We start from the raw sequence: 19654 nt of genomic DNA on the forward strand, positions 1-19654 counted from the left end.
GCCCAATCGTCTCCATGAACCTGGCGTCCGAAGCCGCCAAATCTTGCCGAACAAGGAGCTCACCATGACCGCTTTTCGCCCTTACCTGTATTTTTCCTTCGATGATGCCCAGAGCACGCTCGCACTGGGTGCCCTGACAATCGCGGGCATGACCAGACCGATCGTCGACGGTGATGGCGGCATCAGCAAGGCAGTGGTCGAAGACAGCGAGAAGGGGGTGATATGCGCCATCAATCCGTGGCTTGGCATGCAGGAAGACGACACCGTCACCGTCTTTCTGGACGCTGTAACAGTATTCGACCACACCGTGTTGGCAGACGAAGTCGATAAGCGACTTTTCTTCTTTGTGGAGGCCGAGCGGTTCGTGCCTGGCTGGATCGAGGAGTGCTATTACCTGTTGCACCGCAAGGGTGAAACGGCACCTGACGACCCATCGGTGAAACTGCGTTTGCGGGTCAAATTCGATCTGCCGGGCGGTCCCGACAAAGAACCGCACTTGCCGTGGCACTCGGAACTGGGGATCGTACAGCTGCCCGATGAGGTGATAGAGCAGGGAGTCGATGCCGAGTGGGCGGCCAAAGGCGTGCCCATGACGATCGCGCGCTACCCCGCCATCGCCCTGCGCGATACGGTCCAGGTAAAATGGGGCAGTGTGTTTCTCAAACCTTTTGCGCTTGAGCAGGAGCACGTCGACGGCACAGTGCCCATCGTGGTTCGCGCCGAGCAGGCTGACATTCTGGCCGCTGGCGACAGCAATGGGCTGCCGGTGCATTACGAGCTGTATGACGAGGTCTGGAACCTCTCGGAAAAATGGTCCGAGAGAACCACCGTAGGCGTCGATGCCGGCGCCTGGCGCCTGGACGCTCCGATTATCAAGCAGTCGGTCAACGGTGTGATCGATCTCAAAGAGTTGAACCAACAGGACGTCATCGTTCAGATCAAGGTGGAGGCGGCGGACTTCCAGCTCGACGATACCGTCACCATGACCTGGATCGGCACGCCGCAAACCGGCAAACCCTTGATTAACACCCAGTCGAAGGACGTCAAGAATGTGCCCAGCATCATGGAGTTTGAAATTCCGTACGCGCAAGTCCGCGCTCTGGCCATGGGGTCGGCCGATGCCTCTTATGTGCTGACCAAGAAAGACGGCAGTCCGCCCCTCTCATCCAAACGTGAATTCGCCGATGTCATCGGCGATGTGTATGCGCATCCTGCGCCGACGATTCGCGAGGTGCTGGGCGATATCCTCGAACCCGACAACCTGTACGCCACCGTGGATCTCACCTACCCGGGCATGCGCAGCGGTGACCTTGTCGAACTGATCTGGGAAGGTACCCGGTCCAACGGCACGCCCTATCTTCATACCGAGCCTTACACCGTCAGCGAAAATGACGCCAAGGACAAACGCATCACCATTTACGTACTCGGCGAGCACATCATCGTGCTCACCAATGGCCGTCTCGACCTCTGGTACCGGGTGTCCAATGACGATGCGGCGTACTACGGGGTGAGCGAGTCCGAACACCTGCTGGTCAAGGTCCAGGCAATAGCGGCGACGCTGCCGGCGCCCAAGGTGCCAGAGGCAGGACCAGACGATGTGCTGGACCCTTCAAAGGTGTTCGATCACGTCACGGTGCGGGTCGAGTATCTGGGAACGGTCAAAGACGACATCCTGAGGTACTACTGGACCGCCATCAGTTCGTCCATCAGCACCAGCGACTGGCTTCCCATCACGAGTGTCAGCGCAGGCAAACCGGTCCCTTTCCGGGTCGATGCCCGTTTTGTCACCCCGAGCATCGGGCAGTACGTCAAGGTGAGATATACCCTCAAACACGCCAGTACCGGCTTGTACAGCTACTCGCAGACGTTGAATTTGCTGATTGGTGAACTGGTCGGTGAATTGCCACCACCTAAGGTGATCCAGGCCACGGGGGCAGATCTGGACCCCATCAAGGCAATCAATGGCGTGGATGTAGTGGTTGAATACGCGAAGATGAATCCGGAGCTGGATACTGTTGCCTTGAAATGGCGCGGAACCCCAGGCGCTGGCACATCGGATGATCTGGAACTGCCGGCGCATGAAAGCGGTAGTGTGTCGTTCCCTCTACCCGCCTCTGTCGTGGGAGCCAACATCGGCAAACTGGTCATGGTTACCTACGACGTCAAGCGTTACAACTTCTGGACGGAGTCCGACTCTCTGCCCCTGAATGTACTGACGTTCCAGGACCCGGAAAACGAACTGCCACGCCCTGACGTGCCCGAGGCGGTCAATCAGGTGCTCGACCTGATGGAGTTCGCCGGTAATGCTCAGGTCATTGTCGACAAGTGGCCGTTCATTGCCCTGGGGCAACGCCTGTGGTTACGACTGGAAGGAAAGACCACTGCCGGGGCCTCTCACACCATCGTGTTGCTCGACGGTGCACTGATCAACCAGACGCAGGTCGAGAACGGGCTCAAGGAAAGCCTGTTGCGCACCGAACTGCTCAAACTGGGCCATGCCTCGCCGGCCACGGTGCGCTGCAAAGTGACCTTTGACGGCGCCAGCGAAGAGTCCATGGCGGTCGAATTCCCGTTATTGCCGCTGACCGTCAGAACCCGCTATGACTATCTGACGCCGGTCATCACCAAGGTCGAGGGCATTCGCGGGGACGTGCCTGACGGGGGCATGACCCGCGATGACGAAGTCACGGTCACGGGCACCGCGACACGGGGCGAAACCATCGAACTGTTCGACGCAGATTCCGCATCGATGGGCACGGCCCCCGTCGGCGACAACGGCGTCTGGAGCCGTCTGATCGGCAAACTCACGGAGAAGCTCTACCGCATCACGGCCAAGGCCAAATACGACGCCGACCCGGTGTCGAGCAATGAATGGAGTTTCACCGTCGATTTTGCGATGACCCCCGTCATCCGTTCGGTAACCGACTCCAAGGGGCCGCTGGCAGAAGGTGAGATGACCTATGACAACAGCGTGTTCATTGAAGGCGATGCCAGTGCAGGCGAGAAGGTTCAACTGCTGGACGGCACCACGCCGATCATCACCCTCGACGTTGACGGTAAAGGCATGTGGGAATTCCGCTACAACAGCCTGACGGTCAAGACTTACCGCCTGACGGCAAAAGCCCTGTACGACGTCGACCCCATTTCCAGCCCGCTACGCACCTTCGTCGTGGCGCAGGCAGTGACCCCGACCATTTCCAGGGTCACCGACATCAGAGGCGATGTGGCCAACGGCGCAACGACGTATTACCGCAGCGTGACCCTGAGCGGAAAAGCCAGCAAAAATGAAGAGATCGAGCTGAGGGACGACAGCGCTTTACTGATCAAGCGCCCCGTCGATGCCAACGGTGATTGGACCTGGGACTTCAACAATCTGACGTTGAAATCATACAAACTGACGGCCAAGGGATTGTATGGCAACGAGCCTGTCTCTGGTGAGCGCGTCTTTTCCGTCGCGGCGCATGTTTCACCGACCATCACTGAAATCACCGACTCCCAGGGCCGCCCGGTATCGGGGACCATTTATGACAGAACGGTGAATCTCAAAGGCCGTGCCACCCCTCGCGAAAAAGTTCGGATTCACGACAATGGCTCACCCATCGGCTCGGAGGTCAATGTCGCGGCCAGCGGTGAATGGAGTAGCAGCGCGAGCGGTCTGGCAGTCGGTCCACACAGCATGACGGCCAAAGCACTGTACGAGGTCAGCCCGATCGAGAGCGCGCCAAGAACCTTTACCATTGCTGAACAGGTTGCGCCCACCCTTACCTCTGTGAGAGGCGACGAAGGCGAAGTGCAAAACGGTGGGCAAACCAAAAGCACCACGGTCAGCCTGACGGGCAGCGTTACGTCCGGTCATCAGGTGCAGATTTACGATTTCAGCACGCCCAAACATACAGTTGCCGCCAGCGGCACCACCTGGAGCACGACACTTGCCGTTGCCCTTGGGGACCACTCTATAACGGCGAGAGCAGTCACGACCGGGCAGGTTTCAAATACTCGCGTGTTCAAGGTTGTATCGCCGATACCGCCACTGCAATTCAATACCAATCCGGTGACGCTGAGTGGAAAGATCTACCTCATTCCTGGAAACCCCGAGGTACTTCCAAATTTTGGTCCGGGAACATCCGTGCATCATCGGGCGTCAGGCGGTCAACCGAACTACAGCTATTTCTCCAGTCATCCGGCGGTTGCCGTTGTGGATGGAACAGGACTGGTCACGGTCAGAGGCAGAGGAACCGCAACCATTACGGTGAGGGATGCGGCCAACCAGTCCTTGAGTTACCAGGTGACAGTGACGGGGGTGATTCATTGCATAGGACTCTCGAGCGGCAACTGGGCAGGTATCAATGCAACAGCCAGCCAGGCTGGATGCCGACTCCCCAGTTACGAGGAACTGTATGAAATTTACCAGACCTATAGCTCGCGCTGGCCGATGCCTAATCACCTCTATTGGTCGACGACTCCCAGTAATGCCTTCTGGCCACTTCAAGGCAGAAAAACGATGAACCCTGTGACCAGCGCCAATAGCTCCGCCTCCATAGCCCCATTGTCCAATCATCACGCCTACGGAGTTGGGCTTCGGTAAATATTCAATGGCTGGAGAGCCAGGCGCAAATGATCGCAACCTGCGCAGAATATCAATCTGCGCAGGATCTGCCGCAGGCTGCGATCCTTTGATTCTGATTCTTTGCTCAACGTACCCTGTGGAACAAGGCAAGCATCAAAACGGCATCTACACCGGCTTGCCCTTGGCCTGTTGCTCAAGATGCACTTGCAGGTCCGGCTCGATGCCCAACGCGGCCGCCAACTCATCCAGATAACCGCGCTCGGCGTCCTGCTGGTCATCTACCAACATGACGCTGGCCAGGTACATTTCCGCGGCCATGCCTGAATCCGTCGCCGACTGCGCGACCTCAGCGGGGTCCAGTGGTTTGGCGCATTCATCGTCGAGCCATTGCTGCAATTGCGGGTCATCGGTGTGGCGTGCGATTTCGGCATTGATCATCTGCTTCTCGGCATCATCAAATCGACCATCGGCTTTAGCCGCGCCGATCAAGGCCCGCAGGATCGCATGGCTATGTTCTTCGACTTGCGGACCGGCCAACAGGTCAACGGTGCGCGGCGCCTCTTGTGGCGCCGATGCCTGACTGCGCTGCCAGGCCTGATACGCCTGGAACGCCATCATCCCCAGAGACGCCAGCGCCGCATAATTGGTGCCGCTACCGGAGCGGGTTTGCGCTGCCCCGCCCATCGGTGAACCGCCACCGAGCAAACCGCCGAGCAAGTCGCCCAGGCCAGCGCCGCTGCCGCCGGGAGCACCAGCGCCGCCACCCAACAGCCCGCCGAGCAACCCACCCAAATCGCCGAGCCCACCTTGAGCCGACGCGCCACCGCCGCCTTGTTGTGCCATGGAGCCCTGGCCGGCTCCTCGCAGTAATTGTTCGAGCAGATCACTGGTGTTCATGACCTCGTCCTCTTTGAAGGGTTGGATCCAGTCAGCCAACAATAGTCCTCGTCGGCAAATGTGCCACCACCGTTTGGCTGACTCGCCCTGTAGCCAGGGTTCACAGCAGGTGAACCTTATCCCCGGATTTCCGGTCGATACCTGCAACCCGACCCGGTTTGCCGTCGCCTGCGCTTATAAAGGCTGATGACTGGCCGGCTGCATTTTCTGGAGAACGCCCCTGTGATTTCGACTCTACACATCGCCAGGCTCAAAGCCTGGGGCGCCCATGGTTTCACCGCCACGGGCGTGGTCACGGCCTTCCTCGCGACCCTGGCTCTACTCGACAATCAGCCGACCCATTGCCTGTTGTGGCTGGGCGTTGCGCTGATCGTCGACGGACTGGACGGAGCCCTGGCGCGCAAGGTCAATGTGCAGTCGGTGTTGCCGAGTTTCGATGGATCGATCCTCGATCTGGTGATCGACTACCTGACGTACGTGTTCATCCCCGCGCTGTTCATCTACCGTTATATCCCACTGCCGGATTACACCCTGCTGCTGACCGTGTCGTTGATTCTGGTGTCGTCGCTGTTCTGCTTCTGCAACGTCCACATGAAAAGCCAGGACAACTATTTCCAGGGTTTCCCCGCGGCCTGGAATGTCGTTGCCCTGTGCCTGTACATCATCGAACCGACACCGTGGATCACCTTTCTCAGCGTCATTGGCCTGGCCCTGCTGACGGTCACCCGAATGAAGTTTCTGCACCCGTTTCGCGTGCGCCGCTTCATGCCGATCAACATTGCCGTGACCGCCGTCTGGCTGTTGTGCAGCTTGTCACTGGTGATCAACCATCCGCTCATCAACCCGCTGGTGATGGGACTCTGGCTGTTGATGTCGGCCTATTTCCTGGGGATTTGCGTCTGGCGCACGGCACTGGAATGGTTTGACCAATCGCCGAAGACCTAGCCTCGAGGCGCGCAGATTAATTAGCGTACTTTTACAGTGCAGGAGCGAGCTTGCTCGCGATGGTCGTTAACGATAACGCGCGTTTACTGGCTCAACGCGGCGTTCTTGAGTCCATCGCGAGCACGCTCGCTCCTACAGGGATTTTCGCCTCATCAACGCCGGGTAATCACCACCTCCAGGTATTCACTGGGCACCACCAGTGACTTGTCGCCTGCCCGGTTCTGATGGTTCAACAACTGCGTCATATCCGCTTCCAGTGCCTTGCCGCCCTCGGGTGGCAGTGCCGCGAAGGCCTTGTGCACCGGACCGTACCAGCTGCGAAAAGTGTCGATGAAATGCGCGGCCGAACGATAGCGAAAATTGAAGGTGCGGCGGGTGACCTGAAGCAAAAATGCGCGCTCGTCGAAATGCTCGTGCAGCCAGGCCTCGGTGCCCCATCGCGAGGGCGGTTGTGCGCCGGGGGGTGGCGGCAGGTGCTGGCCAAGGATCTTGAACATCTGACCGACAAAGCCGTCCGGTGTCCAGTTGGCCAGACCGATCCGGCCTCCCGGCCGACAGACTCGCGCCAGCTCCGACGCGGCCTTGGCCTGATCAGGCGTAAACATCACGCCGAAAGTGGACAGCACAGCATCGAAACTGCCGTCCTCGAAGGGCAAGGCTTCGGCATCAGCCACTTGAAAGCTGACATTCAGATGCTCTGCGCGGGCGCGGTCTTCACCCCGTTCAAGCAAGGCACCGACATAATCGGTGGACGTGACCCGGCAACCGCGACGCGCAGCGGCGAGTGTGGCGTTACCGTTGCCCGCCGCGACGTCCAGCACGCGCTCGTCGCACAACAGGTCGCAGGCTTCGGCCAGTTGTTCGCCGACAATCTGCAAGGTGGTACCGATCACGGCATAGTCGCCGCTGGCCCAGGAGGCCATCTGGCGGTTTTTCAGGGCAGTGAGATCAATGGGTGTACTCATGAAAACGGTCTCTGCGTGGACACATGAATCGAGTGACGAGGGACTATTCCGCCGTCGTGGGATCGATAATATTCATGACCCGGGAAACGCGGCTGGCTGGAAAACCGCTCAACCTCGCGTGTTCCTGGATGAGATCTTCGTTCGGCGCGATGTACACGCAGTACAACCGGTCACCGGTGACGTAGCTTTGCAACCACTGCACCTCGGGCAAATCGCGCAATACACGGCAGGACTTTTGCGAGGCGGCTTTCAAATCCCTTTCCGACAATGCTCCGGCGCCTGGAATCTCGCGTTCGATGACGAACTTCGGCATGGCAACCTCTCATTTCTTGTTATGGATGACAGGACCGGTATGACCCTGCAGGCCAACTATCGCGCTGACGCCGGTTGGCGTCCTGTCCGATCGTCGGCCAACCCTGCCCGATCGTCCGGAGATTTCATGTTGCGCCGCAACGCGCTCACAATCGGAAATCTCCTGCACGGGAAATACCCATGGACGCCCTGTCTCAGACCCTGCGCGTCGTGCATCTGGTCGGCGCGATCTTCATCAACGCCAGGTTCACTGCGCCCTGGTGTTACCAGTCGCCCAGCGCTGAAACGGCCGCCCCCTTTCTCGAACCCGGTGCCGAACGGGTGGTGATCTTTCACCTGATTACCGAGGGCGAGTGTTACGTCGAACTCGGTGATCAGCCGCCCCTGCTCTTGAGCGCCGGTGACGTCGTGGTGTTTCCTCAAGGGGACGCCCATCGCATGTGCTCGCAACCGGGCTTGCCCCCTGCCAAAGGCGCTCGGCTGGACGAGGTATTGGCGCGTCGACCCCGGCAACTCAGCCACGGCGGTGGCGGCGCGATCACGCGCCTGGTGTGTGGCTACCTGGCGTGCGACGCGCGGTTGGCCGGCATACTGCTGACCGGCTTGCCGCCCGTGGTGCGGGTCAATGTGCGCGGCTCGAACGCCGGTATCTGGCTCGAATCTTCAGTGCGTTATGCCCTCGCCGAAGCCCGCTCGCCGCGACCCGGCGGCGAAGGCGTGCTGGCGAAACTGGCGGAGGTTTTGTTCATCGAGGTCCTGCGCCTGTACATGAGCGAACAAGGCGAAGGACGCACCGGGTGGCTGGCCGGTGTGCGCGACCGGATTGTCGGCGCGGCCCTCGATGCCTTGCACAAAAAGCCCTGTCACGCCTGGACGCTCGAAGAACTGGCCCGCACCGCCGGCACGTCCCGATCGGTGCTGGCCGAACGTTTCCAGCAACTGGTGGGGGTTTCACCGATGCAGTACCTGACGCAATGGCGCATGTTGCTGGCGGCCAATCTGTTGCGCAGCAGCAACAGTTCGTTGATGCGCATTGCCGAGGAAGTGGGTTACCAGACGGACACTGCGTTCAGTCGCGCCTTCCGTCGTGAGTACGGCGCGCCGCCGGCTGCGTGGCGGCGCAATCAGGAGAAAAAAACAACGGCCCACGACGCCGCGCCGATGAGCCATTGAAGCATCGCATCAAACTGCCGGAGCGCCGGCCTTTGCTTCCTCCAGCAGCTGCTGAATCATCTTCTCCTGATCGTCATGACTGCCTTCGCCGAAGTGGGTGTAGCGCACCTGGCCCTTGGCATCGATGAGGTAGTGAGCCGGCCAGTACTGATTGTCGAAGTTGCGCCAGATCGCATAGTTGTTGTCGATCGCCACCGGGTAGGTGATGCCGTATTCCTGCACCTTGGCCTTGACGTTGTCGACGATGCGCTCAAAACCGTATTCCGGTGTGTGCACGCCGATCACCACCAGGCCATCCTTCGCGTATTTTTTCGCCCAGTCCTTCACGTACGGCAAGGTGTGCTTGCAGTTGATGCAGTCGAAGGTCCAGAAGTCCACCAGCACTACCTTACCTTTGAGCGACTCGTTGCTCAGCGCTGGCGAGTTGAGCCATTGCACGGCGCCGGACAGTGACGGCACCGCCCGGCCATTATCCATGGCGCTGTCTGCCTTGACCTTGCTGACGAAGTAATCGACGACTTTCGGCACGCTTTCCAGCACGCTTTTTTCGACACGGCTGCCCCTTTCGGAAGAGGTGTTGGCCAGCAGCACGTCGCCTGCCCCAGTGGAAATCACCGCAGCACCGGCCAGCACCGCCAACCCGGTGCCACGTCGAAGCCAGCCGGTGAGCGCAATCGAAGGTTTCAGGCGATTGACCAGGCTGCGACCGGCAAAGATCAGCGCGCCGAGTGACAAGGCACTGCCCGCGCCATAGGCCAGCAGCAACAGGCTGGTGTGGGCGTTCGCACCTTGCAGCATGGCGCCGGTGAGGATCACCCCGAGGATCGGCCCCGCGCAAGGTGCCCAGAGCAGTCCGGTGGCGACACCGATCATGATTGAACTCAACGGGCCGCAGATTTTGCCGGTGTTCGGATTGAGGCGATTGCCCAGCAGTACGAACGGACGCGCCAGCCCGTCAGCGACTCGCGCCGAAATCAGCGACAAGGCAAACAGCACCATCACGATCAGCGCCACATGACGGCCGGTATTGTTGGCCTGGATCACCCACTCACTGCTGACCACCGCCAGGCTGGAAATCAGGGCGAAGGTCAGGACCATGCCGCCAAGGGTGAGCAGTATTGATACACGCGTACGGTCAGCCCCGGCAAACAGGAACGGCACAACCGGGAGGATGCAAGGACTGAGGACGGTCAACAGGCCGCCCAGGAAAGCGATGAGTAACATGGGGTTCACCTTGTAAGCGAGCGAGAGACCATCCGCGCCCCCCTGCAGGAGCGAGCCTGCTCGCGATAGCGCACTGTCAGTCAATGACGAGGTTGAATGTGCAGATGCCATCACGAGCAGGCTCGCTCCTGCAGGGGGCCAGTGTGCTCCTCAGAATCGTGTTCGGCGTCAGGCCGTTTGTTCTTCCTGCATCTGCCCCTGGGGCGTGCGGCTGGCACCGTCCTGGGCGAGGAAGCCGTGATCACCGTTCTGCATCATCGGCGTCAGTTGGAAGCAAATGCTGCTGGCGCACGCATCCTGTTCAACGCCAGCATTGGCATGGGCGGCAGCGCCGGCGACAGAAAACGCGATAGCGGTCAAAAAGCGGGTGAGGTTATTCATGCGGGTCTTCCTGTATCAAAGGGAAAAAAGGCGCGGCACTCAGTTGTCCGAGTTGCAGTGGTCGGCAAACTTGCGATAGTCCAGGACCTGGGTTTTGCTCTGGGAATCCAGGTAAGTCAGCTGGGCATTCACGACGCCGCAGGACGGCGAGGCGTCCTCGGTCAGCGACAGCACTTTCTTGATGTCCAGATGCGTGCCGTAGGTGTAGGTTTGCGGGGTGACATCGGCTTGCGCACGGGCTGACAAGGTGCAGATGTTCAGTGCGGCAAACAGGCAAGCGGCGTAGACGGCTTTGGTGTTCATGGCGGTTACCTCAGGATTTTGATGGCTCGATGGTTCGTTGGTCCGAGGCGTCCGGGCTTGCCTCGATGGAACTCATTTAAAGCCTGCGAGGTATCCCGTATGTGTCGGGAATCGGCGCGGATAAATCGGTACGTATCAGGACCGGGGCGGGATACAGAGCGATACAAAACCCGTGGAAAACCGCGTTTTTGCCTCCCCGTGTATCCATCGACCGACCCGATACACTGCAATACAAAGGGCCGCAGGCGAGCGAACCAAGGCTCGATAGACTGTGCACACTCCCACTTTCAGAGGCTTGGCCAAATGGAGCATGTCGATCACATCCTCATCGTTGACGATGACCGCGAGATCCGTGAACTGGTGGGCAACTACCTGAAGAAGAACGGCCTGCGCACCACCGTCGTTGCCGATGGCCGACAGATGCGCGCCTTCCTTGAAACCACGCCGGTGGACCTGATCGTGCTGGACATCATGATGCCGGGGGACGATGGCCTGCTGCTGTGCCGCGAGTTGCGCGCCGGCAAACACAAGGCCACGCCGGTCCTGATGCTCACTGCGCGCAACGATGAAACCGACCGCATCATCGGCCTGGAAATGGGCGCCGACGATTACCTGGTCAAGCCCTTCGCCGCCCGCGAACTGCTGGCGCGCATCAACGCCGTGCTGCGGCGCACACGCATGCTGCCGCCGAACCTGGTGGTCACCGAAGCCGGGCGCCTGTTGGCCTTCGGACGCTGGCGCCTGGATACATCAGCGCGTCACCTGCTCGACGGCGACGGCACCATGGTGGCCTTGAGCGGTGCGGAATATCGCCTGCTGAGGGTGTTCCTCGACCATCCGCAACGGGTGCTCAATCGCGATCAATTGCTGAACCTGACCCAGGGCCGCGACGCCGACCTGTTCGATCGCTCCATCGACCTGCTGGTCAGCCGCCTGCGCCAGCGCCTGCTGGACGACGCCCGTGAACCGGCCTACATCAAGACCGTACGCAGCGAGGGTTACGTGTTTTCCCTGCCGGTGGAAATACTCGGTGACTCTGCATGACGCTGTCGATGCGCTGGCCACGCACCCTGGCCTCGCGGCTGTCGCTGATCTTCCTGATCGGCCTGATCCTCGCCCAGGCGCTGTCCTTCGGCGCGCAGTACTACGAGCGCTACGAAACGTCGAAAAACACCATGCTCGGCAACCTCGAAACCGACGTCTCGACCTCCATCGCCATTCTCGACCGCCTGCCTGCCGAGGAGCGCGCCAGCTGGCTGCAACAGCTGGAGCGACGCAACTACAGCTATCTGCTCAACGAGGGCGTACCGGGTACGCCCATGGGGGCGGACATGCCCAACGCGCCCATCGCGATGGCCTCGATCAAAGACGCCATCGGGCATGACTACCCAATGACGTTCACCGATATTCCCGGGCCGAAAAAACACTTTCAGGTGCATCTGAAACTCGCAGACGGCAGCCCGTTGACCATCGACGTTCGCCCGTCGATGGTGCCTCTGTCGCCGTGGTTGCCCGTGGTGCTGCTGGGGCAACTGGCCCTGCTGATCGCCTGCACCTGGCTGGCCGTGAGAATCGCGATCCGCCCCCTCACCCGCCTGGCCAATGCCGTCGAAACCCTGGACCCCAACGCTCACCCGGTGCTCCTGGACGAAAAAGGCCCGACTGAAGTCGCCCACGCCGCCAAAGCCTTCAATGCGATGCAGGCGCGCATTGCGGCTTATTTGAAAGAACGCATGCAACTGCTGGCGGCGATCTCCCACGACCTGCAAACCCCCATCACCCGGATGAAACTGCGCGCCGAGTTCATGGACGACTCCAGCGAAAAAGACAAACTCTGGAACGACCTGGGCGAAATGGAACACCTGGTTCGCGAAGGCGTGGCCTACGCCCGCAGCATCCACGGCGCCACCGAAGAAAGCCGGCGCATCGACCTGGACGCGTTCCTCGACAGCCTGGTATTCGACTATCAAGACATGGGCAAGGACGTGCAGCTTGCCGGCAAGTGCGCCGCCATCATCGACACCCGCCCCCATGCCCTGCGCCGGGTGTTGGTCAACCTGACGGACAACGCGCTGAAATTTGCCGGTGCCGCAGAGTTGAATGTGGAAAACCTGGCCGACGGTAGCCTCTCGGTCAACATCATGGACCGCGGCCCGGGCATTGCCGAAGAAGAATTGAAGCAAGTCATGGAGCCCTTCTACCGCGTGGAAAATTCACGCAACCGCAACACCGGCGGCACGGGGTTGGGGTTGGCGATTGCCCAGCAATTGGCGATGGCGATTGGTGGGTCGTTGACCTTGAGCAATCGTGAAGGTGGGGGGTTGTGCGCGCAGCTCAGATTGCCGGGACACAAGGCGGCGAAGTAGAAAAAATCGTGTAGGAGCCGGCTTGCCGGCGAAAGCGTCTTGACGGACGGTGCAAGACGCAAGGCTGCCTTTGCTGCGATGCGGTGACCAAGGTCAAACAATCCCTACCACCGCGTCGAAATGCAACATTTTCAATAACCCCAGCCCGCCCTCGAAAAACGTTGAAGAACCCTCCTGCCCCGCCTCTACCGCCAAGCCCTGCAAATGTTCACGCCCAGTGAGTTCAGGTAACTCCCCGATCCGCTGCAACAACCGCCACGCCAGCGGACTCAACGCGCAAAACTTCACGCTCCAGTCCTCCGTCCGGCGCACCAGGAGCAAAGATGGCTGGTCAGGCAGCACGTGCGGCTGATAAGCGGGACCGACCCGCTGTACCGGCCAGTCATAACCTAACGGCCAAGCCAGCGGCGAAATCCGCAGGGGCCGATCCAGCAACAACAAGGCACTGGTGGCCGGTAAAGGCTCGGCATCGGACTGTTGCAGCGCCATCTCCACCCACTCGTAATGGGCGAGCTCCACCATGAATGGCGGCCAAAGCCCATCAGCCAAAGCCTTGGGATCAACTGCAAGAAACTCGACAAACTCCTGGGCAATTTCTGCAAATTTTGGTGTGCGAGCCCGATAGTCACGCAGAAAAATCCGCACCAGCGAACGCCAGCGTTCATCGCCCAGAATTTTCACCAATACGGGAAAAGTGCCGCTGAGCAGCGACGACAGGTTGGCAAACACCAGATCGCGATACACCTGTGCCCGCACAGGGTCCATGTCGGCTGGCGGAGCACAATGTTCGGGGTCACGCACATATTGGCCCATGGCGATTTGCTGTTGATGCAAAGAGTGATTTGCCACGGTTCAAGCCCTCTCCTGCAAACGGCGGATGGTCTGTAATTCCGTCGCCAGCTCCGTGAATGCAGGAATGTTGAAATCCCGCTCCAGCAAGGTCGGTTGCGCACCGAACCGTGTGTATGCCTGAGCCAGCAATGACCAGACTGCCGGTTTGACCGAAGCACCATGGGTGTCGATTTTCAGGGTGTCGGACTCGTCGAAGTGCCCGGCGATGTGCATGGCCACCACCCGGTTCGAATCGATGCCCGCGAGAAACGCCTGCGGGTCAAACCCATGGTTGGTCGAGTTCACGTAGACGTTATTGACGTCGAGTAACAGGTCGCAGTCGGCCTCGCGCAAAACCGCATTGGTGAACGTCACTTCGTCCATATCCTGCTGCGGGGCGGCGTAGTAAGAGACGTTTTCCACCGCCAGCCGCCGCCCGAGAATATCCTGCGTCTGGCGAATTCGCCCGGCGACGTGGTGCACCGCCTCTTCGGTAAAGGGCAACGGCAACAGGTCGTACAGGTGTCCGTCATCGCTGCAGTAACTCAGGTGTTCGCTGTACAGGGGCACGTTGTAGTGATCGAGAAAACCCCGGATTTCCTGCAAAAACTTAACATCCAGTGGCGACGGCCCGCCCAGAGACAGGGACAAGCCATGGCAGGACAACGGATAACGCTCGGCCAGGGCCCGCAATGCTGCACCGTGGGCGCCGCCGATGCCGATCCAGTTTTCGGGTGCCACTTCCAGAAAATCAAAATCGCCGGTCGGGGCGGCTTGCAGGTCTTTCATCAAGCCGCGACGCAGGCCAAGGCCAACGCTGGCTTTCGAGTTGATGGGAGTTTGCATGGTGTCGATCTCGCACAGTGTTCAGGGATGCGAGCCGTTGCCCGCCTTGAGGCACAGTTAATCGACATCCTGTATCTCGACTGTGTTTGGCAGTGCCCATAACTCAAGGCACTGTGTCCGGCGACGGCCTGGATACACAGCGATACACACCACCATTCCCCTGTAGGAGCGAGCCTGCTCGCGATGGTCGTTAACGCTGACGCATGTCTCCTGAGTTAACGCAGCGCTCTTGAGTCCATCGCGAGCAGGCTCGCTCCTACAGGGTTCGGTGGCGGTCAAAGCATTCGCTCAAGCCCGTGCAGCACAACGCCCGAACTAATCTCCATGCACGCAGATTCACACACCACCATTCCCCTGTAGGAGCGAGCCTGCTCGCGATGGTCGTTAACGGTGACGCATGTCTCCTGAGTTAACGCAGCGCTCTTGAGTCCTTCGCGAGCAGGCTCGCTCCTACAGGGTTCGGTGGCGGTCAAAGCATTGTCGCTTTCGTCGCTCAAGCCCGCGCAGCACAGCGCCCGAACTAAACTCAATGCACGCAGGATGAGCAAATCGTCCTGTTCATTCCCACGACCACCGCCCAAAGGCGAATGCCTCGAAAAAAGCCTCTGGACCGTGATCCTGCTGAAGGAGCACACGTGATGGACGAGGCCAGACTCAATGATTTCATGGGCAAGCTGGTGAGTGACATGGGCGGCGCGGCGATGCTCGCCAATGTCATCCTCGGCGAAGAACTGGGCCTGTACCGGGCCATGGCCGACAGCCAGCCGATCAGCCCTGAAGCCCTTGCCGAAAAAACCGGCTGCAACCCGCGACTGGTACGCGAATGGCTCAGCGCCCACGCCGCTTCCGGCTATATGGAACACACCGACGGCCAGTTCCGCCTCCCCGAAGAACAAGCCCTGGCCTTGGCCATCGAAGACTCTGCGGTCTACATCGCCGGAGGTATCGGCGTGGTCGCATCGTTTTTCCATGACAAGGACAAACTGATCAACGCTATGCGCGGCAACGGCGCCCTGGCCTGGGGCGATCACCATCCGTGCATGTTCAGCGGTACTGAACGATTCTTCCGCCCAGGCTACAAGGCACACCTGATCGCCGAATGGCTACCGGCGCTGGACGGCGTGGTGGCCAAACTCGAGGCCGGGGCGAAAGTGGCGGACATCGGCTGCGGCCATGGTGCCTCGACGGTGATCATGGCCCAGGCGTTCCCGGATTCGCGCTTCGTCGGTTTCGATTACCACGCACCTTCCGTCACCGTAGCGACCCAGCGCGCTGAAGAAGGCGGCGTGAGCAATCGGGCCCGATTCTTCCAGGGCACCGCGAAAAGCTTCCCCGGCGACGACTATGACCTGGTCTGCTATTTCGACTGCCTGCATGACATGGGTGACCCGGTCGGCGCGGCCAAACACGCTTATGACGCGTTGAAACCCGATGGCACGGTGTTGCTGGTGGAGCCGTTCGCCAACGACTCGCTGGACGACAACATCACCCCGGTCGGCCGGTTGTTCTATGCCGCCTCGACCTTTATCTGCACACCGAACTCGCTGTCACAGGAAGTCGGCCTCGGGCTGGGTGCCCAAGCGGGCGAAGCGCGATTGCGCAAGGTGTTCGACGAAGCCGGTTTCTCGAGTTTGCGCCGGGCCACGCAAACGCCGTTCAACCTGATTCTGGAGGCACGTAAATAGCCGACCCTTGTAACAGCCGGCTTGCTGGCGAAGGCGACCTCAAATCATGCATCGATCTGGAGGCCCTCTTCGCTGGCACGCCAGCGCCTACGAAGAGCCCACGATTGAAGGCCGCGCATACGAAAAGCCCCTTGGCCGGGCATGATGACCTGTAGGAGCCGGCTTGCCGGCGAAGGCGGCCTCAAACAGTGCACTTGTTTCGCGGCCGATCGCGTCATGCTCGGCAAATGCTAGTCTGAAGACACAACGTTTCGCAGAGTATTGAACATGCTCGACCGCCAGATCCGCGAACAACTCGACCGGCTACGACAACTCATGGCCGACGAGCCGTTTGCAGTCCTGACCGGGGCCGGTATCAGCACACCGTCGGGCATTCCCGACTATCGCGACAACCAGGGCGTGCGCCGTGGCCGTCAACCGATGATGTATCAGGAATTTCTCTCGGCGCCGGAATCGCGCCGACGTTACTGGGCGCGGGCGATGCTTGGCTGGCCACGGGTGCGCCTGGCGCAACCGAACGTGGCCCACGACACCCTCGCCCGCTTGCAAAGCACCCGGCAAATCACCGCGTTGATCACCCAGAACGTCGACACCCTGCACGATCAGGCCGGCAGCCACGACGTGATCGAACTCCACGGCAGCCTGCATCGGGTGTTGTGCCTGGATTGCGGAAAGCGCAGCGAGCGCGATTCGATCCAGCAGTTGATGGAATCCCAGAATCCCTATCTCGCCGGTGTCGACGCGGTGCAGGCACCGGATGGCGACACCTTGCTCGATTCGGCGTTCGAAGCACGCTTTCAGGTGCCCCGCTGCCCCCATTGCGCCGGAGAACGGATGAAGCCGGACGTGGTGTTTTTTGGCGAAAACGTCGCGCAGGCCACGGCCGCCAAAGCCATGGCAACAGTCGAGCAAGCGGCGGGGTTGTTGGTGGTCGGCTCGTCGTTGATGGCGTACTCGGCGTTTCGTCTGTGCCGCGCCGTGGTGGATCAGGGCAAGCCGTTGATTGCGATCAACCTGGGCAAGACCCGGGCGGATGAGCTTCTGGATTTGAAGATTGAAGGGTCGTGTGAACAGCTATTGCCCCTTTTGGCCCAACGCCTGAACGCATGAAGCCAGAAGAACCCGAACAGTGCAGAAACTGCCATGCGGCGATTCGACTTGCCAGCGAAGGCGGCCGAATGGACGCCGCAATGTTTAACACCGCTTTCGCCAGCAAGCCGGCTCCTACGGGACATCATACGGCGGGACTTTCTCGCTTTTCGCAGGAGCTGGCTCCTACAGGGGTCGTCGCGTCATGCGCTCGCCGAGGTTCTCCTCTTTCAGCACATCAAACAACGCCTGCGCCGCCGCCGACAATTCACTGCCCGGCAGCGTCAGCACCCCCAGTGCCCGCTCAACCACCGGGTTGCTCAAGGTAATACAGTGCGCCCCCAGCTCTCGCATCTGCCCGGCACACAACGCCGGCACCGCGCTCACCCCCAGTCCGCTGGCGACCATCCTCCCAACCGTCGCCAACTGATGGCTTTCGAACTCGACCGGCAGCCTCATGCCACGGGCCTGCAGGTGCTCCTCCAGCATGACCCGCACCGTTGACGGTCGTTGCAACGTGATGAAGGGCTCCTTGAGTAACGTCAGCCAATCGATTTCGTCCAGTTCGGCCAGCGCCGAATCCTGAGGCACCACCGCCACGAAGCGGTCGACGTATAAGGGTGTGAACTCCAGCGACGAACTCTGGGACGGTTCAAACGCGACCCCGAGCTCCACTTGCCGGTCACGCACCATTTCCAGTACTTGCTCGTTGATCACGTCATTGACCGTGACGTTGACGTTCGGATAACGGGCGCGGAACCTCTTGAGGATCGGTGGCAGCAGGTTGCCGGCAAACGAAGGCATGGCCGCCAGGGTAATGCGGCCGCGCTGAAGGGTGAATCGCTGACGCAGTTCATCCTCGGCATTGTCCCAATCGGCAATCAACCGGCGCGCCAGCGGCACCAGGGCTTCGCCTTCGGCGGTCAACGCCACATTGCGCGTGTTGCGGGTGAACAACCGCCCGCCCAGCCCCTCTTCCAGCGCCTTGATGGTCAGGCTCAGGGCCGATTGCGACAAGTGCAGGCGCTCACACGCCACGGCAAAACTCAGGCTCTGGGCAACGGCCAGGAAAGCGCGGATCTGCTTGACGGTCATGGGTCGCTTAGCTCCAAAATGGATGAACCACTGAACCTGTAGGAGCCGGCTTGCTGGCGATTGCAATATGGCAGGCGAAATCGATGTTGGCCTTATCCGCCGCCATCGCCAGCAAGCCGGCTCCTACAGGTTTGCATATTTCATCGATTGATGAGTTTTATCAATTAATATGCCATAAAAATCAACTTAACAAATGAATCCCACAGCGAGACACTCTTTCCCATTCGGCTAGCCAGCCGCCCACAAAGAATAAAAGAGGTGCATATGGCAGGTTTCGACAAGCGCGTGAGTTCCTACGAGGAAGCTCTGGCAGGTCTTGAAGATGGCATGACCGTGATCGCCGGCGGCTTCGGCCTGTGCGGGATCCCGGAAAACCTGATCAACGAGATCAAGCGCAAAGGCACTCGCGATCTGACCGTGGTTTCCAACAACTGCGGCGTCGACGGTTTCGGCCTCGGTGTACTGCTGGAAGACCGCCAGATCAGCAAAGTGGTGGCCTCCTATGTGGGCGAAAACAAGATGTTCGAAGAACAGCTGCTCAGCGGCGCTATCGAAGTGGTTTTGACCCCGCAAGGCACCCTCGCCGAAAAAATGCGCGCTGGCGGCGCCGGCATCCCGGCTTTCTTCACCGCAACCGGCGTTGGCACCCCCGTCGCCGACGGCAAGGAAGTCCGCGAATTCCATGGCCGCCAGTACCTGATGGAAGAATCCATCACCGGTGACTTCGCCATCGTCAAAGGCTGGAAAGCCGACCATTTCGGTAACGTGATCTACCGTCATACCGCTCAGAACTTCAACCCGCTGGCCGCCACCGCCGGCAAGATCACCGTGGTCGAAGTCGAAGAAATCGTCGAACCCGGCGAGCTGGACCCGGCGCAGATCCACACCCCTGGCATCTACGTCGACCGGATCATCTGCGGCACGTTCGAGAAGCGCATCGAACAGCGCACCGTACGCAAGTGATTCCCTGCCCCC

18 protein-coding genes are annotated in these 19654 nt (G+C 60.1%); 9 read left to right on the plus strand and 9 right to left on the minus strand.

The window, feature by feature from the left end; all coding sequences use genetic code 11:
- Nucleotides 1-64 precede the first annotated feature (64 nt).
- A complete protein-coding gene (locus AD668_RS15700) occupies nucleotides 65-4585 on the plus strand; it encodes an Ig-like domain-containing protein (RefSeq protein ID WP_053160321.1) in 4521 nt (1506 codons plus the stop codon).
- A 147-nt stretch (nucleotides 4586-4732) separates the two neighbouring features.
- On the opposite strand, the gene AD668_RS15705 is transcribed toward AD668_RS15700, so the two are convergent.
- On the minus strand, nucleotides 4733-5464 hold the full coding sequence (locus AD668_RS15705; protein WP_053160322.1) for a tellurite resistance TerB family protein: 732 nt from the start codon (nucleotides 5462-5464) through the stop codon (nucleotides 4733-4735).
- Nucleotides 5465-5686: 222 nt separating this feature from the next.
- Here AD668_RS15705 and pcsA point away from each other — a divergent pair, with 222 nt between their 5' ends.
- Complete coding sequence (gene pcsA / locus AD668_RS15710; protein WP_053160324.1) at nucleotides 5687-6409, plus strand: phosphatidylcholine synthase; 723 nt, start codon at nucleotides 5687-5689, stop codon at nucleotides 6407-6409.
- A gap of 152 nt (nucleotides 6410-6561) precedes the next feature.
- Here the strand turns inward: pcsA and AD668_RS15715 are convergent, their stop codons facing one another.
- Together AD668_RS15715 and AD668_RS15720 are read right to left on the minus strand one after the other, a co-directional pair.
- Nucleotides 6562-7374 (minus strand): class I SAM-dependent methyltransferase, encoded by an 813-nt coding sequence (locus tag AD668_RS15715; protein WP_053160326.1) that lies wholly within the window; start codon nucleotides 7372-7374, stop codon nucleotides 6562-6564.
- 43 nt (nucleotides 7375-7417) lie between these two features.
- Complete coding sequence (locus tag AD668_RS15720; protein WP_053160327.1) at nucleotides 7418-7687, minus strand: DUF4242 domain-containing protein; 270 nt, start codon at nucleotides 7685-7687, stop codon at nucleotides 7418-7420.
- 179 nt (nucleotides 7688-7866) lie between these two features.
- Between AD668_RS15720 and AD668_RS15725 the strand changes: the two genes are divergently transcribed.
- The gene (locus AD668_RS15725; RefSeq protein ID WP_053160330.1) at nucleotides 7867-8859 is read left to right on the plus strand and encodes an AraC family transcriptional regulator; all 993 of its coding nucleotides are present in this window, start codon (nucleotides 7867-7869) and stop codon (nucleotides 8857-8859) included.
- A gap of 9 nt (nucleotides 8860-8868) precedes the next feature.
- Here the strand turns inward: AD668_RS15725 and AD668_RS15730 are convergent, their stop codons facing one another.
- The 3 genes from AD668_RS15730 to AD668_RS15740 form a co-directional block, all read right to left on the minus strand.
- Nucleotides 8869-10083, minus strand: coding sequence for a cytochrome c biogenesis protein DipZ (locus tag AD668_RS15730; protein WP_053160332.1), 1215 nt, complete (start codon nucleotides 10081-10083; stop codon nucleotides 8869-8871).
- A 168-nt stretch (nucleotides 10084-10251) separates the two neighbouring features.
- A complete protein-coding gene (locus tag AD668_RS15735; protein ID WP_053160335.1) occupies nucleotides 10252-10464 on the minus strand; it encodes a hypothetical protein in 213 nt (70 codons plus the stop codon).
- 39 nt (nucleotides 10465-10503) lie between these two features.
- Complete coding sequence (locus AD668_RS15740) at nucleotides 10504-10767, minus strand: DUF2790 domain-containing protein (protein WP_053160336.1); 264 nt, start codon at nucleotides 10765-10767, stop codon at nucleotides 10504-10506.
- 303 nt (nucleotides 10768-11070) lie between these two features.
- On the opposite strand from AD668_RS15740, the gene AD668_RS15745 reads away from it, so the two are divergent.
- On the plus strand, nucleotides 11071-11811 hold the full coding sequence (locus AD668_RS15745; protein WP_053160338.1) for a response regulator: 741 nt from the start codon (nucleotides 11071-11073) through the stop codon (nucleotides 11809-11811).
- Complete coding sequence (locus tag AD668_RS15750; protein ID WP_053160340.1) at nucleotides 11808-13133, plus strand: ATP-binding protein; 1326 nt, start codon at nucleotides 11808-11810, stop codon at nucleotides 13131-13133. Before AD668_RS15745 ends, AD668_RS15750 begins: the two co-directional genes overlap by 4 nt.
- 93 nt (nucleotides 13134-13226) lie before the next feature.
- Here the strand turns inward: AD668_RS15750 and AD668_RS15755 are convergent, their stop codons facing one another.
- A complete protein-coding gene (locus AD668_RS15755; RefSeq protein ID WP_156322351.1) occupies nucleotides 13227-13982 on the minus strand; it encodes a DUF2063 domain-containing protein in 756 nt (251 codons plus the stop codon).
- Nucleotides 13983-13985: 3 nt separating this feature from the next.
- Nucleotides 13986-14810, minus strand: coding sequence for a DUF692 domain-containing protein (locus AD668_RS15760; RefSeq protein WP_053160343.1), 825 nt, complete (start codon nucleotides 14808-14810; stop codon nucleotides 13986-13988).
- A 638-nt stretch (nucleotides 14811-15448) separates the two neighbouring features.
- Between AD668_RS15760 and AD668_RS15765 the strand changes: the two genes are divergently transcribed.
- Nucleotides 15449-16495, plus strand: coding sequence for a class I SAM-dependent methyltransferase (locus tag AD668_RS15765; RefSeq protein WP_053160345.1), 1047 nt, complete (start codon nucleotides 15449-15451; stop codon nucleotides 16493-16495).
- A gap of 267 nt (nucleotides 16496-16762) precedes the next feature.
- Complete coding sequence (locus AD668_RS15770) at nucleotides 16763-17605, plus strand: NAD-dependent protein deacetylase (RefSeq protein ID WP_053160347.1); 843 nt, start codon at nucleotides 16763-16765, stop codon at nucleotides 17603-17605.
- A 165-nt stretch (nucleotides 17606-17770) separates the two neighbouring features.
- On the opposite strand, the gene AD668_RS15775 is transcribed toward AD668_RS15770, so the two are convergent.
- The gene (locus tag AD668_RS15775; RefSeq protein ID WP_053160349.1) at nucleotides 17771-18679 is read right to left on the minus strand and encodes a LysR family transcriptional regulator; all 909 of its coding nucleotides are present in this window, start codon (nucleotides 18677-18679) and stop codon (nucleotides 17771-17773) included.
- Between the two features lie 50 nt (nucleotides 18680-18729).
- Between AD668_RS15775 and AD668_RS29510 the strand changes: the two genes are divergently transcribed.
- Nucleotides 18730-18876, plus strand: a complete 147-nt coding sequence (locus tag AD668_RS29510) for a hypothetical protein (protein ID WP_156322352.1) — start codon at nucleotides 18730-18732, stop codon at nucleotides 18874-18876.
- 67 nt (nucleotides 18877-18943) lie between these two features.
- Nucleotides 18944-19642 carry a CoA transferase subunit A gene (locus AD668_RS15780; RefSeq protein ID WP_053160351.1) on the plus strand — a complete coding sequence of 233 codons (699 nt, stop codon included), beginning with the start codon at nucleotides 18944-18946 and terminating at the stop codon, nucleotides 19640-19642.
- Nucleotides 19643-19654 lie beyond the last annotated feature (12 nt).

It is taken from the genome of Pseudomonas sp. P1.8 (assembly GCF_001269805.1).
Taxonomy (GTDB): Bacteria; Pseudomonadota; Gammaproteobacteria; order Pseudomonadales; family Pseudomonadaceae; genus Aquipseudomonas.

Coding starts and splice junctions, on each gene's coding strand:
- AD668_RS15700 (WP_053160321.1), top strand. CDS start 65: ATGACCGCTTTTCGCCCTTACCTGTATTTTTCCTTCGATGATGCCCAG.
- AD668_RS15705 (WP_053160322.1), bottom strand. CDS start 5,464: ATGAACACCAGTGATCTGCTCGAACAATTACTGCGAGGAGCCGGCCAG.
- AD668_RS15715 (WP_053160326.1), bottom strand. CDS start 7,374: ATGAGTACACCCATTGATCTCACTGCCCTGAAAAACCGCCAGATGGCC.
- AD668_RS15720 (WP_053160327.1), bottom strand. CDS start 7,687: ATGCCGAAGTTCGTCATCGAACGCGAGATTCCAGGCGCCGGAGCATTG.
- AD668_RS15725 (WP_053160330.1), top strand. CDS start 7,867: ATGGACGCCCTGTCTCAGACCCTGCGCGTCGTGCATCTGGTCGGCGCG.
- AD668_RS15730 (WP_053160332.1), bottom strand. CDS start 10,083: ATGTTACTCATCGCTTTCCTGGGCGGCCTGTTGACCGTCCTCAGTCCT.
- AD668_RS15735 (WP_053160335.1), bottom strand. CDS start 10,464: ATGAATAACCTCACCCGCTTTTTGACCGCTATCGCGTTTTCTGTCGCC.
- AD668_RS15740 (WP_053160336.1), bottom strand. CDS start 10,767: ATGAACACCAAAGCCGTCTACGCCGCTTGCCTGTTTGCCGCACTGAAC.
- AD668_RS15745 (WP_053160338.1), top strand. CDS start 11,071: ATGGAGCATGTCGATCACATCCTCATCGTTGACGATGACCGCGAGATC.
- AD668_RS15750 (WP_053160340.1), top strand. CDS start 11,808: ATGACGCTGTCGATGCGCTGGCCACGCACCCTGGCCTCGCGGCTGTCG.
- AD668_RS15760 (WP_053160343.1), bottom strand. CDS start 14,810: ATGCAAACTCCCATCAACTCGAAAGCCAGCGTTGGCCTTGGCCTGCGT.
- AD668_RS15765 (WP_053160345.1), top strand. CDS start 15,449: ATGGACGAGGCCAGACTCAATGATTTCATGGGCAAGCTGGTGAGTGAC.
- AD668_RS15770 (WP_053160347.1), top strand. CDS start 16,763: ATGCTCGACCGCCAGATCCGCGAACAACTCGACCGGCTACGACAACTC.
- AD668_RS15775 (WP_053160349.1), bottom strand. CDS start 18,679: ATGACCGTCAAGCAGATCCGCGCTTTCCTGGCCGTTGCCCAGAGCCTG.
- AD668_RS15780 (WP_053160351.1), top strand. CDS start 18,944: ATGGCAGGTTTCGACAAGCGCGTGAGTTCCTACGAGGAAGCTCTGGCA.